The sequence below is a fragment of the Candidatus Phytoplasma solani genome (assembly GCF_041729705.1).
Lineage (GTDB): Bacteria > Bacillota_I > Bacilli_A > Acholeplasmatales > Acholeplasmataceae > Phytoplasma > Phytoplasma solani.
The window spans coordinates 409,069-424,905 of the sequence record NZ_CP103788.1 but is presented as its reverse complement, the minus strand read 5'-3'; the positions used below and the strand labels follow the sequence as shown (position 1 = coordinate 424,905).

Annotated in this window: 15 protein-coding genes; all 15 read left to right on the top strand. The window is 29.8% G+C overall.

Features of this window, described 5'->3' with window-relative positions:
* Positions 1–5 precede the first annotated feature (5 nt).
* The gene (locus tag psc1_RS02080) at positions 6–1,433 is read left to right on the top strand and encodes an IS3 family transposase (protein WP_373400956.1); all 1,428 of its coding nucleotides are present in this window, start codon (positions 6–8) and stop codon (positions 1,431–1,433) included.
* A gap of 661 nt (positions 1,434–2,094) precedes the next feature.
* A complete protein-coding gene (gene hisS, locus psc1_RS02075; protein WP_023161508.1) occupies positions 2,095–3,378 on the top strand; it encodes a histidine--tRNA ligase in 1,284 nt (427 codons plus the stop codon).
* The gene (aspS, locus tag psc1_RS02070) at positions 3,368–5,071 is read left to right on the top strand and encodes an aspartate--tRNA ligase (RefSeq protein WP_023161509.1); all 1,704 of its coding nucleotides are present in this window, start codon (positions 3,368–3,370) and stop codon (positions 5,069–5,071) included. Before hisS ends, aspS begins: the two co-directional genes overlap by 11 nt.
* Before the next feature lie 16 nt (positions 5,072–5,087).
* Positions 5,088–6,368 carry a tRNA lysidine(34) synthetase TilS gene (gene tilS / locus psc1_RS02065; protein WP_023161510.1) on the top strand — a complete coding sequence of 427 codons (1,281 nt, stop codon included), beginning with the start codon at positions 5,088–5,090 and terminating at the stop codon, positions 6,366–6,368.
* A gap of 72 nt (positions 6,369–6,440) precedes the next feature.
* Positions 6,441–8,396 (top strand): ATP-dependent zinc metalloprotease FtsH, encoded by a 1,956-nt coding sequence (ftsH, locus tag psc1_RS02060; RefSeq protein WP_373375485.1) that lies wholly within the window; start codon positions 6,441–6,443, stop codon positions 8,394–8,396.
* A 143-nt stretch (positions 8,397–8,539) separates the two neighbouring features.
* Positions 8,540–9,448 carry an RluA family pseudouridine synthase gene (locus tag psc1_RS02055; protein WP_373375484.1) on the top strand — a complete coding sequence of 303 codons (909 nt, stop codon included), beginning with the start codon at positions 8,540–8,542 and terminating at the stop codon, positions 9,446–9,448.
* A 62-nt stretch (positions 9,449–9,510) separates the two neighbouring features.
* Positions 9,511–10,200 (top strand): ATP-binding cassette domain-containing protein, encoded by a 690-nt coding sequence (locus psc1_RS02050; RefSeq protein ID WP_023161513.1) that lies wholly within the window; start codon positions 9,511–9,513, stop codon positions 10,198–10,200.
* 58 nt (positions 10,201–10,258) lie between these two features.
* Positions 10,259–11,287: a MetQ/NlpA family ABC transporter substrate-binding protein gene (locus psc1_RS02045; RefSeq protein ID WP_023161514.1), complete on the top strand. Its 1,029-nt coding sequence runs from the start codon at positions 10,259–10,261 to the stop codon at positions 11,285–11,287.
* A 2-nt stretch (positions 11,288–11,289) separates the two neighbouring features.
* Positions 11,290–11,997 (top strand): ABC transporter permease subunit, encoded by a 708-nt coding sequence (locus tag psc1_RS02040; RefSeq protein WP_122225623.1) that lies wholly within the window; start codon positions 11,290–11,292, stop codon positions 11,995–11,997.
* A gap of 98 nt (positions 11,998–12,095) precedes the next feature.
* Positions 12,096–12,419, top strand: a complete 324-nt coding sequence (locus psc1_RS02035) for a cyclic-di-AMP receptor (protein WP_122225630.1) — start codon at positions 12,096–12,098, stop codon at positions 12,417–12,419.
* A 45-nt stretch (positions 12,420–12,464) separates the two neighbouring features.
* Positions 12,465–12,683 (top strand): 30S ribosomal protein S15, encoded by a 219-nt coding sequence (rpsO, locus tag psc1_RS02030; RefSeq protein ID WP_023161517.1) that lies wholly within the window; start codon positions 12,465–12,467, stop codon positions 12,681–12,683.
* A gap of 122 nt (positions 12,684–12,805) precedes the next feature.
* Entirely contained in the window at positions 12,806–13,348 is a 543-nt protein-coding gene (locus tag psc1_RS02025) for a DJ-1 family glyoxalase III (RefSeq protein WP_023161518.1), read from the top strand.
* A gap of 230 nt (positions 13,349–13,578) precedes the next feature.
* Entirely contained in the window at positions 13,579–14,031 is a 453-nt protein-coding gene (gene rplM / locus psc1_RS02020; protein WP_122225625.1) for a 50S ribosomal protein L13, read from the top strand.
* A 4-nt stretch (positions 14,032–14,035) separates the two neighbouring features.
* Positions 14,036–14,428: a 30S ribosomal protein S9 gene (gene rpsI, locus psc1_RS02015; RefSeq protein ID WP_122225626.1), complete on the top strand. Its 393-nt coding sequence runs from the start codon at positions 14,036–14,038 to the stop codon at positions 14,426–14,428.
* Between the two features lie 65 nt (positions 14,429–14,493).
* Positions 14,494–15,837, top strand: a complete 1,344-nt coding sequence (gene gltX, locus psc1_RS02010) for a glutamate--tRNA ligase (RefSeq protein WP_023161521.1) — start codon at positions 14,494–14,496, stop codon at positions 15,835–15,837.

Sequence of the window (15,837 nt, the reverse complement as noted above, 5' to 3'; positions counted from 1 at the left end):
AAACAATGAAAACAAATATTGAAAACGAAATTAAAGAATTAAAAAAAGAATTTCAATTATCCAACAAAGAGATACGCGAAAGCATAACTAAAGCGAAATCATGTATGTATTGGGCGCAAGAATACACAGCTAGGGCAGAAGAAGAAGACTTAACCAACATAAAAGAAGCAGAAGAAAACGCAACTTGGGGACAAGCGCATTTAAAAGTGGCAAGAATGTTAGTAAATAAGACGCAAGAATTAAAAGCAAAAATAGAAAAACTAAAAAATGAATTAAACCAAATTCATTGTCAAAAAATAATTGAAAAATTAGAAATTAAAAATATTTCACAAGTTTATGACTGGGTTAGAAAGTATAATAGCGACCCTGAAGGAGAATTAGACAACTTAAAACCTAAAAAAAAGGCCATATCACAAGAAGATGAGGACTTATTACAAGCTTTAACGAAAGAAACGACAAAACTATTCAAAAACCGCCTTAAAAAACGCGATTTTTACTTAAAAATTATTCAAAAATACTCTCAATCTTTGTCTCTTAATCAAATATTAAAAAAACTACAAATACATAAAAGCACTTATTATCGGTGGCTTTTGCAAAATAAAAAATTCGCCACTAATCAACCCTTAGAAAAAGCCATTTATAAAATGTGTTATCAATACGCTTTTGTGGCAAACCATATCCCTATTATGAGATTAGGATACCGTCGTATTTGGTTTAAAATGAAAAAAGCAGGCTTTAAAGTATCACGCTTAACAGTTTTAAAAATTATGAATAAATTAAACTTGTTATCACGGATGCAAAAAACCAAGTCAAAACATTTTCAAGTCAAAGCCGAACAAAGAAAAATCACATTTCAAAATAAATTAAATAATAATTTTTACGCCTCAAAACCTTTACAAAAGATTTGTACTGACATTACTTATATTATTATGCCAAACGGCGCTAAGGTTTATTTATCAGCTATTTTAGATTTACATACAAGAGAAATAATTAGCTTTAATTTATCTCAAAAACAAGACATTAATTTTGTTATGCAAACATTATCAAAAATACCTTTTTCTAATGGTTGTATTCATCACAGCGATCAGGGCACCGTTTACACCTCCAAAGAATACATGACAGCGGTTAAAGATAAAGGCATGATTGCTAGTTTTTCCAAAAAAGGCACACCATCAAATAACGCATGTATAGAGGCCTTTTGGTCTAATTTTAAACGCGAGACTATTAATTTAATTAGGAAAAAAGATTTAAGTTTTGACAAAGTGAAAGAAATTATTACTTCATATATTCATTTTTATAACTATGAACGTGAAATGCAAGTGTTAGATGGGATGGCGCCCCTTGAATATAAAAATTATTATCAAAAAAACCCTGATTTAAAACCATTTATTATTAAACCCCAACGAAAAAAAATGAGACGTTATTACCAATAAACCTATAATTATTAACCCTTCAACCTAGAAGTGCATTTTGTGCTGGTTTTTTTTATAATGATAAAAAATATATATAATTTAACAAAATAAGCAAAACATTTGACAAATAAAAAAAATTAAGTTATAATTTTATATAATCTGATTTTGATTCTGGTATTACTATATATTATATATTAAACAATCAGAATCAGAATCAGAATCTTTATATTACTATATATTACTATATATTATATATTAAACATCAGAATCAGAATCAGAATCTTTATATAATATTATTATTAAAAATTAATATAAAATAATATATTATAAAATATCTGATTTTGATTCTGGTATTGTTTTTTTCTTTTTTTAAAAAAAATCATTTTTTGTTGTTTTTTTTGTTGTTTTTTTTGTTGTTTTGTATTTTTTTTATGTTAAAATATAGGTAGTTTAATAAACACATATTTGGCTCATAAATTTGTTTCCAAGTGGTAGTGTTTTGACGTACCGGTACCTTTACACTTTTTTATAACAGTGCAATTATAATTAAAATTATTATTCCTTTTGCTAATTTCTATTTTTTATGTTGCCTCTTTTGATATAATATAATGAGTAAGATTATTTAGTAACGAGTTATTAAATATTAAAAAAGTCAAATTCAAAGATTAAAAAAGGGAAAAATATGTTTTATAAAATCAAAGGGACTTGTGATTTATTACCAGAACAAACTTTGCTTTGGCATCAAGTCGAAACTGTTTTGCATGCTTTTTTCAAGCGTCATAATTTTGGTGAAATCAGAACTCCCATTATGGAATATACTGAAGTTTTTCATCGTGCTGCCCAACATTCTGAAATGGTTTCCAAAGAAACTTATACTTTTCTAGATAAAAAAAAGCGTTCCCTCACTTTAAGGCCAGAAGGTACTGCAGGAATTATTCGTAGTTATGTTGAAAATAAATTAGATCAAAGCCCGAAAATGCATAAATTTTATTATTATGGACCTTATTTTCGTTATGAAAGACCTCAATCAGGACGATATCGTCAATTTCATCAATTAGGGGTCGAAATCTTAGGCAAATCAAGCCCCTTTTTGGATGTCGAAGTCATTACCCTAGCTTATCGCTTTTTAGAAACGATAGGAATTGATGATGCAGTTGTTAAAATTAATTCTTTAGGCAATAATACCGACTATCAGACTTATTTACAAGTTTTTAAAATTTATTTACAACCTTATTTTGACCAATTATGCCCTTTGTGTCAAGAAAGGTTTCAAAATAATATTTTACGCATTTGGGATTGTAAAATTTGTTCCCAAAAAGCCTTTTTGCAACAAGCTCCTAAAATTTTTGATTCTCTTTCTTTGGAATCACAAAAACGATTTCAACAAGTTTTAGATGGTCTGCAAGCGATGAACGTCAACTTTGTCATAAATCATGATTTAGTTCGTGGGCTTGATTATTACACCCATACAGTTTTTGAAATTACAACTCAAAACGCTTTTAATCATAGAGGTGTGTTAGGTGGGGGTGGCTGTTATGACCACTTAGTTGCAACTTTTGATGGCACAAACACCTCTGGCATTGGTTTTGCTTTCGGCATGGAACGCTTGATGTTAACTTTAGAAGAACGGCAAAAACCACTTATTCCTAAAACGCCTCTTTTAGATCTTTTTTTGTTATCCACACAACCTTCTTTTTTTTATCACAGTCTTGCTGTAGTACACCATTTACGCCAACAAGGCATAACTGTAGACCTTAATTATGACTTTTTACCTTTTACCAAAGCTTTGAAACAGGCTTTAAAAACGCAACCAAACTATCTTTTGATTTTAGGCGATCAAGAATTTGCCAAAGAACAAATTACAATCAAAAACACTCAAACCAAAAAACAAACAACAATCGCCCAAAAAGATATTCTTTTTTATTTGCAAAATCAAGGAGTCAACATAAATTTTGATGCAAAATAAATATAGTCATTACAACAACGAATTAACTCTTCAAAATAAGGGCGAAGCAGTTTTTTTAAAAGGCTTTTTGTTCCGCAAGAGAAACTTAGGCAAAACCCTTTTTTTAGATTTGCGTGATGTTTCTGGAATAATCCAGCTATTAATCAAAGAAACACACCCCCAATATCAACAAATCATTGCTTTAAAATTAGAAACAGTAGTTGAGATCAAGGGGATAGTTGTTGAAAGAAGTAACAAAAATACCAAATTAAAAACCGGTGAAATTGAAATTTTAGTTTCTTATTTTAATGTTTTAAATGAAGCCCAAACTTTGCCCTTAAATGTGTTTCGCAGCCAAGATAGTCTTGAAGAAACACGCCTTAAATATCGTTATTTAGATTTACGCAACCCAGACATTAAATATTTTTTAATTCAAAGACACCATATTACCCAAAGTATTCGTCAAACTTTATTAAAAAATGATTTTTTAGAATTAGAAACGCCGATTTTATCTAAATCAACTCCCGAAGGAGCGCGTGATTATTTAGTCCCTTCGCGAATTTATCCTGGTAATTTTTATGCTTTACCCCAATCACCACAACTTTTTAAACAATTATATATGATTGCTGGGTTTGAAAGGTATTTTCAAGTGGCTCGCTGTTTTCGCGATGAGGATTTAAGAGCTGATCGTCAACCAGAATTTAGTCAAATCGATATCGAAACTTCTTTTTGCTCTCAAAGTGAAATTATGGCTTTAGCTGAAGAAATTATCGTTGATTTATTTCAAAATATTAAACAACAAAAATTACTTCAACCCTTTACTGTTTTGACTTATCAAACCTCTTTTGAACTTTATGGCACTGATAAACCCGATTTAAGAAATCCTTTGCAAATTACAAACTTTTCTAGCTATTTTGAACAAAGCGCTTGGGAATCAAATTTATTTCAAGGAGATCTTAAAGGTTTTAAAGTAGATAAAAAAGCTAGCTTATCACGTCATCAAATAGATACTTATCAACTTTATTTTAAAAATAATTTTGGTATAAATTTATTTGCTTTTTATAAAAAAAATGATAGAATTATAGGTGGAATATCGCGTTTTATTAAAGATGATTCTTTTTTAAAAAATGAAGAAATTTGCTTTGCTGTTTCAGGCAAAACCCAATTAGTACATCAAGCTTTAGGACTTTTTAGAAACCAGTTAGCCCTTGATTTAGCTTTAATTGATCAAACCAAAGAAGCTTTATTGTGGATAGTTGATTTTCCTTTATTTGAAATTGATGATAAAAGTAATCGTTTTTACTCTTTGCATCACCCTTTTACTGCTCCTTATGATGTTCATTCTTTAACCAAAGAACCTCAAAAAACTTTAGCTTTAGCGTATGATTTAGTTTGGAATGGTTATGAAGTTGGTGGAGGTTCTTTAAGAATCAACAATACCGAAACACAAGAGTTAGTTTTTAAGCTTTTAGGGTTTACCAAAGAAGAAGCTCAGAAGCGTTTTGGTTTTTTGCTCGAAGCTCTTAAATACGGTACTCCTCCTCACGGCGGATTAGCTTTAGGACTTGACCGTTTGGTAATGTTATTGACTAAGACTAACAATATCAAAGACGTAATTGCTTTTCCTAAAACTCAAAGTGCTAAAGATTTAATGTTAGATTCCCCCGGAACAGTCGAAAAGGAACAATTAACTACTTTAAAAATCAAAGTCTAGTCGCAGGGGAACCTAAATGAAACTATCTTTAAAATTGGATCCAAAATTAACTTATATTATATCTGTTAGCGGCGGCGTTGATTCAATGGTTTTACTTGATTTTTTATGGTCACAAAAATTAGATTTAAAGGTAGTCCATTTTAATCATTTAAAACGTTTGGATTCTTTCAAAGATAAAGAGTTAGTTAAAAATTATTGTTTACAATTAAAAATTCCTTTTCATTATTTTGAATTGCAAGTACTTGCCAAAAACTTTCAAACACAAGCTCGTCTTTTAAGGCAAGAAAAACTCCAACAAGTAGCTAAACACTATCAAACTCCTTATATCATGACAGCCCATCATTTAGATGATTTAGCTGAAACGATTTTACAAAAAATAGCTCGTGGTAGCACTTTGTTAGGTTATAGCGGGATGCAACCAGAATTATGTTTTCAAGAATTTTGTTTGCTAAAACCTTTTTTATATTTAAGTAAAGCAGAAATTCTAGTTTATGCTCAAAATCAAAAAGTTCCTTTTTTAGAAGATTCGACTAACCAACAAACCATTTATCAAAGAAATCAAATTAGATATCATGTTATTCCTTATCTTAAAAAAAACACTGCTTTTTTAAGCAATATTAAAAACTTTTCCCAACAGTTAATTCAAGCCCAAACTTTTATCAGACAACAAACCCTCATATTTATTAAAAATAACAGTTGTTATAATAACTATAATAAAGTTCAAAATTTTAAACTTAGTCCTTTTTTAACCCTTGATAAAATAATTCAAAAAGATGTTATTCTAGTTTTATTAGAACAACAAAACCTTAATAAAAATTTTTTTCTCCTTGAAAGTATTATCCAAGGATTAAATAATACCGTCAAACCTAATTTAACTTGGAATTTAAGTCAAAAATTTGTTTTGGTTAAAAGTTATCATGTATTTGGTATTCTTTCGACTGATTTAAATTTATCAACAAAAGAACAAATGCCAAAAAAACCCTTACTTTATGTCTCAACTTGTTTAGAATGTTTAAAAAAATATTTTTTACAGTCGCTTGTTGTTTTAAATTTGGATTTGGAAAAAGTGAGCTTTCCGTTAAAAATACGTCATAAATTACCGGGCGATCGACTTTGTTTTAGTTTCGGGATGCAAAAATTAAAAAGCTTTTTGATTAATCGTAAAGTTTCTTTGCTCCAAAGAAAACATTTATGGTTAATAGTTGATAATTGTAATAACATCTTATATATTCCTAATTTGTATCTTAATCAGACATTAGGAAAATCTCAATTGCTTATTTTAGGTTTGAAAAATTGATTATTTTTTGATATAATTTAGTTATTAAGATAACATTTTTATCATTTATGAAAAGAAAAGAATGGTGAATTTATGACATTTTTAGATAAAATTTTTAAAAAATTTAATGTTTATGTTTTATATGCTGCCCTAGGTGCGATTGTGATTTCTTTTGGTTGGTGTTATTTTACTAAAACAGAAGTTGATTCCAAAGGGCTGGCAAATTTAGAAACAAGTCTTGACAGAGAAGAAGTAAAAAAAATCATTTATCGTCCTGTTCCGTTTACTGAAACTTATAATTTAACTATTAGCGATAAAAATGATAATACACGTAATCATTATTTTGTTCCTAAAGGTATTATATTTAACCCAAAAACTGGCCAACAAAAATATCAAAATATCGAAATGACCTCTGAAGATCCGCGTCCTTTTTATGGTTACGAAATGGCGATTGACACTGCTTGGTTTTGTTTTAAATTAATCTTATTATATTGTGTTTGGTTATTCTTTGCCGATACCCTTGAACAAGTCGGTAAAGAACTTTCTTCCAAAAAAAGCAGTCAATCTCGTAAAAATGTTGTTATCAACAAAAGATTTACTTTTAAAGATGTTGCCGGAGCTGATGAAGAAAAAGAAGAAATGAGTGAGCTTATTGATTTTTTAAAAAACCCTCGCAAATATGCTGCCATGGGAGCTCGTATTCCGAAAGGGATTTTATTATATGGCCCTCCTGGAACTGGTAAAACTTTACTTGCCAAAGCTGTTGCTGGTGAAGCTGGCGTTCCTTTTTTTGCTGCTGCTGGTTCTGATTTTGACGAAGTTTATGTAGGACTTGGTGCAAGTCGTGTCAGAGATCTTTTTAAAGAAGCACATCTGGCAGCTCCATGTATTGTTTTTATCGACGAAATTGAAGCTGTTGCCAGAAAAAGAGGAGCGGTGATGTCAAGTGGCGGTTCGGAACAAACCTTAAATCAACTTTTAGTTGAAATGGATGGTTTTAACCAAAAATCAGGGGTGATCGTCATTGCTGCCACCAATCAACCAGAAGCCCTCGATCAAGCTATTTTAAGACCTGGTCGTTTTGATCGTCATTTTAACATCTCTTTGCCTAACGTCAAAGACCGCGAAGCTATTTTAAAATTACACGCTAGCAATAAAAAACTTTCGCCTGAAATCAATTTAGAAGAATTATCAAAACAAACACCTGGCTTTAGTGGTGCCCAATTAGAAGGCACTTTAAATGAAGCTGCTTTATTAGCTACCAGAAGAAATGCTTCAATGATTAATAAAAAAGATATCAGCGAAGCCTTAGATCGTGTTTTAATGGGACCAGCCAAAAAATCTCGTAAATACAACGAGAAAGAAAAACGCATGGTTGCTTACCACGAAGCCGGTCATGCTGTCATCGGTATTAAAATCCCTTTTGCCCAAGTAGTGCAAAAAATCACCATTATTCCTCGCGGCGATGCTGGTGGTTATAACTTAATGTTACCACCAGAAGAAACTTTTTTTTCTTCCAAAAAAACATTCTTAGCTCAAATTACTTCTTTTTTAGGTGGAAGAGTTGCAGAAGAATTAATGTTTGACGATGTTTCAAGCGGTGCTTTTAGTGATTTTAAACATGCTACCCAAATTGCTCGTTTAATGGTGACTAAATATGGAATGAGTGATTTAGGACCGGTGCAATATTCAGGCAATAATTTTCAAAATGATTTTTCTGACCCCAAAGGGTTAGAAATTGACCAACAAATTCAAAAAATAATTGCTAATTGTTACCAAGAAGCCAAAAAAATTATTCAAGAAAATAAAGTTTTATTAGACACAATCGCTTCATATTTGTTAGAAATTGAAACCCTTAACAAAAAAGATATCGACGAAATTGTATCTACTAATAAAATCGCTTGGTGGGAAGCAGAAAAACAAGCTTTACAAGCCCAAAAAGATGAACTTACAACTAAAGAAGAAAAAACTGTTCAAACTCAACTCGATATTGCTGATGTTATAAAGCCACCTACCAAAACCGAACAATCTGATCAAACTCAAAATTAACTGCATTAGTTCAAAATAATAATATTTTATCAATATAAGTTTTTTTCTAACATAATAAATTTTTTTAAATAAACTTTAAGTCAATTTAAAGTTTATTTCTTTTTTATGTTCAACTTTATTATTCCTAGAAAAAAGGTTCAAATATGCAAGAAATCCAAACTTGGCTTATTTCTAATCCTGATGCAATGCAACGTTTAGATCATTTTTTAACTCGTCAAACTAATTGGAATAAAAGTAAATGTCAAAAATTAATTTTAGCTCAAAAAGTTTTAGTTAATCATAGGCCAACCAAAAAAAGCTACCTTCTTAAACCTCAAGATTTAATTACAATTAAAAATGATATTTTAGAAACATCTTTTAATCTTCAAAAACCTTATAATCTTAATTTAGAAATCATTTATGAAGACCCCTATTTAGCTGTCATCAACAAGCCCGCTAATTTAGTTGTTCATCCTTCTTTGAGTTTTGAAGGTATTACTTTAGTCAATGGCTTACTTCATCAAATCAAACCTTTAAGCCACCTCGTTACTTTAAGACCAGGGATTGTCCATCGGTTAGATAAAAATACTACTGGGTTAATGTTAATTGCTAAAACCGATGAAGTGAGTCAAAAATTACAAACAGCTTTCAAAAAAAGAACTATTAAAAAATTTTATTGGGGTTTGATTGAAGGTTTTTTAGAAGATGAAGGCACAATTAACCTTCCGATTGGTAGAAACCCCAATCAACGTTTAAAAATGGCAGTTTTAGCCAAAGGCAAAGAATCGATCACCCATTTTAAAACTTTAAAACGTTTTCAAGAAACTTCTTTGATCGAATTCGTTTTAGAAACCGGACGGACGCACCAAATCAGAGTTCATACTTCTTACCTAAAACATCCAATTTTAGGAGATAAACTTTATGGATCTAAACATTACAATACTGATTTAGGTCAATTTTTGCATGCTAAAGAATTAATTTTGTGCCATCCCATCACTTCAGAAAAAATACAACTTCAAGCTCCTTTACCTTTAAATTTCAAAAATTTAATACAAACATTAAAAAATACTTAAAAAACTTATTCATTTTAATTAGTAATAAAAAATGAAATCAAAATATAATAAAGGTAATTATTGTGATTAAAATTAAGAATCTTTCCAAAACTTTTATCACTCGTCAAAAAACTCATCAAATTCTTCAAAATATTAATTTAACAGTTTCTAAAGGCGAAATTTTTGGACTTGTTGGTCCATCTGGTTCTGGCAAAACTACTTTATTAAAAATAATGAATGATCTTATGAAATCAGATCCAAATATACCACAAATAACTAAATCTTTTGATCGTTTTGAAAGTGCTATGGTTTTTCAAAATTTTAATCTTTTAAACAATTTAAATGTTTTTGAAAATATTGCTTTATCTTTAAAAATAAGAAAATATTGTCAAACAAAAATTCAAAAAGAAGTGGATCAAATGTTGACTTTTGTTGGTTTGAATTCTTTTGCTAACGCTTATCCTAAAACTTTATCAGGAGGTCAAAAACAACGGGTCGCCATTGCAAGAGCCTTAATTTACAAACCTAAAATTATTTTTTGCGATGAACCAACTTTTGCTTTAGATGAAGTGACAAGTCAAGAAATTTTAAACTTATTGAAAAAAACCAATCAACTACTAAAAACTACTATCGTTTTAGTTTCTCATAATGTTTTTGTTATTAAAAGTTTATGTCATCGAGTAGCTGTTTTGGAGCAAGGTCAATTAAAAAAAATTGTTGCTTTGAATCCAACTTGTCAAATCAAAGCAATTCCTTATCACGACATCTTTTAATTTTTTTTTTTTTTGATAAAAAAAGAATAAATTAATTTAGAAAGCTTATTTTTATATAATGCTTATTTTTTCAAAAACTAAAAAAAATCTTTTGCTTATTTTATTTATAATATCTATTTTTGTCAATTTAATTTTATCTTATTTTTGTTATCAATTCAAAACCCAAACGCCAGTTAATAACGATTCTTTTCCTTCGAAAATCAAAATAGCTACTGCTTTGCCAACGGTTCAAAGTTTTTTAGAAGGTTCTGTCAAAAACTATTTAAAAGAATATCACAATATTGATTTAGAAGTAAACTATTTACCTTTAAAATTTGAAAAAACCGATGAATTGTTAGCTAATAAAGAAGTAGATGCTAAATTTGATGCTCACGTTCATCATCTCAATATAGCAAACAAAAGACTTAATGATAAACTTACTTTTGTTCAAGCAGGATATTTAGCCAAATTTGGCCTTTTTGCAAAACAAGATTCTAATTTGGGAAGTTTAGGAAAATTAAAACAATTCAAAATTGATAAACCCACCCAAAAAATAAAAATTTTCATGTCTGATGATAATTTTCAAAGATCTTTATCTTTATATTTATTACAACAATTAGGAATAATTAAACAAAAAGAAGAAATAACGATACCACCTGAAAAATTTTTTGAATTAAAACCTGATTTTTTCAAAAACACTCCAGATTATCCCGAAATTAAATATGAAACTGTTGTTGATTTAGCTTCTATTAAGCCTAGTTTTGAAAGCGAAAAAGAACCTTGTTTATGTCTTCAATATCCAACTCTTATGGGCAATATAAGTAATTTGCCTTTTGGTATCGTAGGAATGCTTGCAAAACCAGCAAGTTTAGATGATCCTATTTATTCTTATACTATTTCTTTAGTTTCTAGAAAAGATAATGAAAATTCGAAAATAATTCAAATTTTACAAAAAGTTTTAAAACAAGAAACAATAATTAAAGAAGCTCAAACAGGACTTTTTAAAGACAATTATTATATGATCCCTAGTCAAGAAATCGATAATCTTAGTCAAGAAATTAAAGTTAAATATTTAGGAAAAACCCATTCTGAAAGTCGTTCTACATAATAATGTTTTCGTTTCATGCTTTTTGGAATGTTATTACTTATAAAGAATGGGATAAATATTTATTTCTAAATGCTTTTTTAGAAACCGTTAAAATAACTTTTTTTTCTTCTTTGATTTCTTTTTTCTTAGGGCTTTTTTTGGGGGTATATTTATATTTATTAAAAATAAAAAAAAATCACAAAATATATTTTATTTGCAATATGGTTTTGAATTTTTTAATTTCTACCCCCTTTTTATTATTAATTATTTTATTTATTAAATTCTTTTTCTTTCCTCTTTTTGGATTCTCTTATGGTTTCGGTGTTAGTTTAATTTCTTTAATTTTAATTTTAACTCCTCTTTTTACTCGTCATTGTGAACAAATTTTTCTTACTGTTAACCCTGAAATTTATTCTACATCTTACAGTCTTGGAGCAAATGATTGGCAATTTATTAAATATTTTTTATTAAAAGAAGCTCGTTCTGATATCGTTTTAAAAACCTCTTTGCTTTTTGTAACATCTTTAGCTTATTCTTCTGTTTTAGGAATTACAGGACATGAAGGAATTGCTGAAATCGCTATTTCTCGTGGTTATCAAGGTGATCCTTCTTTGTTAAACGGTTTTACTCCTTTAGAATTAATTATAGTTTGTATCTTTTTTATGTTTTGTTTAACTCAAATAGTGCAATTAATTGCTTACTTTTTAGCTAATAAATTAGATAAACGTTAAGAATTATTTTGCGATAGTAATAAAAAGTCAACATTTTGGAGATTTCTTTTTCTTTTGTCAAAATTAAAAAAATAAGGTATAATATTATTGTGGATCATATGAGATTAATTATAGCTATCGTTTCTAGTAACGATGCGAATAAAGTACAAACAGCCTTAATAGAAAATAGTTTTTTTACGACTAGACTTGCCACCAAAGGTGGTTTCTTAAAGGAGGTTAATGCTACTTTTATTTTAGGTGTCAAAGAAGAACAAGTTGAAAAAGCCTTGGAAATCATTGGACAACATTCTAAAAAACAAACCCAGATGATTCCTAACAACATTATGAATCAGTTTTCGGCTTATAGTTCTTTCCCAACAGAAGTTTCAATTGGTGGAGCTACTATTTTTGTTTTAAATGTTGATCAATTTTTAAAAGTTTAACATTTTTTGTTTAAAAAAATTAATTAAAAAAAGGAGTGAAAAACAATGGCTTTAACTAAAGAACAAAAACAAGAAATTATCACGCCAACCGCTAGTTTTCCCAAAAACACAGGTTCAACTGAATCCCAAATTAAAATTTTATCAAATGGAATTAAAAATTTAAGTCAACATTTAAAAAACCATCCTAAGGATTTTTCTGCTAAAAGAGGACTTTTTATGCGAAACAGCAAAAGACGTAGATTATTGAAGTATTTAGCAAAATAAAAGTTATTCCTTTTAATATCACAAAAAATAATTTTGTGGTATTTTTTTGTTTGCTGACTAAATTATTATTTATTATTTTTTAATTTTTAAAACAAAACCTAAAAAAGGAGTCATACAAAAAGATGAAAGGATTATTAGTTTTATACGATGGTTTCGAAGATTGTGAAGCTTTAGTTACTAGAGCTGTCTTGAAACGTGCTAATTTACCTTTAACTACTGCTACCCCTAACACTAATCTTGAAATTGTATCTTCAAGTGGATTAATAATTAAAGCAGATTGTCAATTAGATACAATTAATTCTGCTTCTTTTGATTTTTTAATCATACCAGGCGGTCCTTATGTTGCTCGAATTATTGAAAAAGAAACCAATTTATTGCAGTTAATAATGCAATTTGTTCAAGCTAATAAAGTTATTGGTGCTATTTGTGCCGCCCCTATGTTTTTGGGTAAATTAGGTCTTTTGAAAAACCATTCTTTTACTTGCTTTCCTAATTGCGAGCATTTTATTGCAGGCTCTTATTTGCCAGAACAAAAAGTTGTTATTAGTGGTCAATTTGTAACTTCTCGCTCCCCAATTACTGTCTTTGATTTTAGCTTTGCTTTGGTCGAAGCTTTAAAAGGTAAATCAACTGCTCTAAATTTTCAAAGGTCAATGCATGTCTAAACTTCACTAATTTTCTTTTTTTAATCTTTCAAGAATAAAACATTCTTTTTGTTTTTGTCTCGTTTCTCTTGACTTAAAATTTTTGATAGTAAAATATTAAAGAATGTTGAAAAAACAATAATTGTTATTGCCATCTTGAAAAAACAATACTTTTTTTATTTTCAATGTGACTATTCTAAATTCAAAATCAATGCAAAGAATATTTTTTGCAAATTATAAGGAGAAAATCTATGACTAATCCCAATCAACACAGCCAAAAAACTTTGATGTCTAATAGTTCTACTGTGCAACGTAAGTGGCATTTAGTTGATGCCAAAGATAAAACTTTAGGTAGATTAGCTACCAAAGTATCTTCTATTTTAAAAGGCAAAAACAAAACCAATTACACCCCTCACGTGGACAATGGTGATTATGTGATCGTCATCAACGCCGCGCAAATACATTTAACTGGCAAAAAATGGTTCCAGAAACTTTATTACAAACATTCAGGCTACCCAGGTGGACTAACTAAGGTTAACGCTACTGAAATGATGAAAAAATTCCCTACTAGAATGGTAGAAAAAGCTATTTTAGGAATGATTCCTCATACCAAATTAGGTTCACAAATTGGTAAAAAACTTTTTGTCTACCCCCAAGCAGACCACAACCATCAAGCTCAAAAACCAGAAATCTTAGAGGTTTAATCATATGAAACAAGTTCATTATTGCGGCACTGGACGTCGCAAAAGTGCTGTTGCAAGAGTTATTTTAACTAACGGCACTGGACAAATCACAATCAATACTAAAAATTTTGAATCATATTTGCCACTTCCAGCGACTCGTCTAGATATGTTGCAACCTTTGACAGTGACCGATAAAAGAGAAGCCTATGATGTTCGTGTTAACGTCAATGGTGGTGGTCTTTGCGCTCAAGCAGGTGCCATTCGCTTAGGAATTGCTCGTGCTTTGTTAGAAAGCATTCCTGAATTAAGAACTATTTTAAAAAAAGCCGGCTTATTGACGCGCGATGCTCGTTGTGTTGAACGTAAAAAATACGGTTTAAAAAAAGCCCGTCGTGCCCCACAATTCTCAAAACGTTAATTCAAAAATAAGAACTTTGTCAAAAAAGTTTTTTTTTTAGCAAAAAACAAGAGAAAGAAAAGACTATGAATCAAATAAGAGTCCGTTATGCCCCCAGTCCGACCGGTTTTTTACATATCGGTAATGCCCGCACCGCTTTATTTAATTATTTATTTGCCAAACATCATCAAGGAAAGTTTATTATCAGAATCGAAGATACCGATATTGCCCGCAATGTTGTAGGTGGTGAGGTTTCACAATTACAAAATCTTAGTTGGTTAGGACTTAATTGGGACGAAGGACCAGATATAGGAGGCCCTTTTGGACCTTATCGACAATCCGAAAGGTTGCTTATTTATAAAAAATATGCTTTGCAATTGCTAGAACAAAATTTAGCTTACAAAGAATTTAGTCCCGATCAAACTACTTTTGCCATTCGTTTTAAAGTCCCCGCTAACCAAATTTTTACCTTTCAAGATTTAATTAGAGGATCTTTAAGTTTTTTCAGTCAAGACATCGAAGATTGGGTCATTATTAAATCTAACGGTTACCCTTCTTATAATTTTGCAGCCGCTATTGACGACCATTTAATGCAGATTTCACATATTTTTAGGGGCGAAGAACACATCACTAACACCCCCAAACAAATCATGATTTATCAAGCTTTTAATTGGCAAATCCCTCAATTCGCTCATATGACTTTAATTTTGAACCAAAAGCGTAAAAAACTGAGTAAAAGAGATTTAGATATCATGCAGTTTATCGACGGCTTTAACAAATTAGGTTACCTTCCGCAAGCATTATTTAATTTTTTATCGCTTTTAGGTTTTTCTCCTCTTAGTTCCAAAGAAATTTTAAGTTCGCAAGAGTTAATTGAGTTATTTGACGTCGCCCGTTTGAATAAATCCCCAGCCATCTTTGACCAAACCAAGTTAGATTTTTTCAACAATCATTACTTAAAAAAAACTCCGATCGACCAAATTGTTTCTAACCTTATTAATAAAAATGTTTTTGCCAACATCAAAACACCTATTTCTAATCTGTCATGGTTAACTAAATTTGTGGCTTTATTTCAAGACCGAATGAATTACATGCAGCAAGCAGTTTCCTTATATCAAACTTTTTTCCCCACTAAATTGACTTTATCTAACGAAGCGAAGCAATTTTTAAAAGATCATCAATCATTGATGCCTCTTTTGACCCACTTTAGCCAACTTTTAAAACCAATTACTTTTGAAAAAGAAGCCATCAATACCGCCTTAAAACAAATCACCAAAGACAGCAATTTACCGAAAAAAATTCTTTTCACGTTTTTACGCATTATTTCTACCGGTCAAATGCACGGTCCTAGTTTGCCGCTTTTTTTAGAATTGTTAGGCAAAAAAAAAGTTCTAGCTAATTTAGAAACAGTTTTGAAAAGTATATCTTAA

Bases quoted from the DNA above. Each gene is read 5' to 3' on its own strand.
- psc1_RS02055 (WP_373375484.1), top strand. From the start codon at position 8,540: ATGCAAGAAATCCAAACTTGGCTTATTTCTAATCCTGATGCAATGCAA.
- tilS (WP_023161510.1), top strand. From the start codon at position 5,088: ATGAAACTATCTTTAAAATTGGATCCAAAATTAACTTATATTATATCT.
- rplM (WP_122225625.1), top strand. From the start codon at position 13,579: ATGACTAATCCCAATCAACACAGCCAAAAAACTTTGATGTCTAATAGT.
- ftsH (WP_373375485.1), top strand. From the start codon at position 6,441: ATGACATTTTTAGATAAAATTTTTAAAAAATTTAATGTTTATGTTTTA.
- rpsI (WP_122225626.1), top strand. From the start codon at position 14,036: ATGAAACAAGTTCATTATTGCGGCACTGGACGTCGCAAAAGTGCTGTT.
- psc1_RS02025 (WP_023161518.1), top strand. From the start codon at position 12,806: ATGAAAGGATTATTAGTTTTATACGATGGTTTCGAAGATTGTGAAGCT.
- psc1_RS02035 (WP_122225630.1), top strand. From the start codon at position 12,096: ATGAGATTAATTATAGCTATCGTTTCTAGTAACGATGCGAATAAAGTA.
- psc1_RS02080 (WP_373400956.1), top strand. From the start codon at position 6: ATGAAAACAAATATTGAAAACGAAATTAAAGAATTAAAAAAAGAATTT.
- aspS (WP_023161509.1), top strand. From the start codon at position 3,368: ATGCAAAATAAATATAGTCATTACAACAACGAATTAACTCTTCAAAAT.
- psc1_RS02040 (WP_122225623.1), top strand. From the start codon at position 11,290: ATGTTTTCGTTTCATGCTTTTTGGAATGTTATTACTTATAAAGAATGG.
- psc1_RS02045 (WP_023161514.1), top strand. From the start codon at position 10,259: ATGCTTATTTTTTCAAAAACTAAAAAAAATCTTTTGCTTATTTTATTT.
- gltX (WP_023161521.1), top strand. From the start codon at position 14,494: ATGAATCAAATAAGAGTCCGTTATGCCCCCAGTCCGACCGGTTTTTTA.
- hisS (WP_023161508.1), top strand. From the start codon at position 2,095: ATGTTTTATAAAATCAAAGGGACTTGTGATTTATTACCAGAACAAACT.
- rpsO (WP_023161517.1), top strand. From the start codon at position 12,465: ATGGCTTTAACTAAAGAACAAAAACAAGAAATTATCACGCCAACCGCT.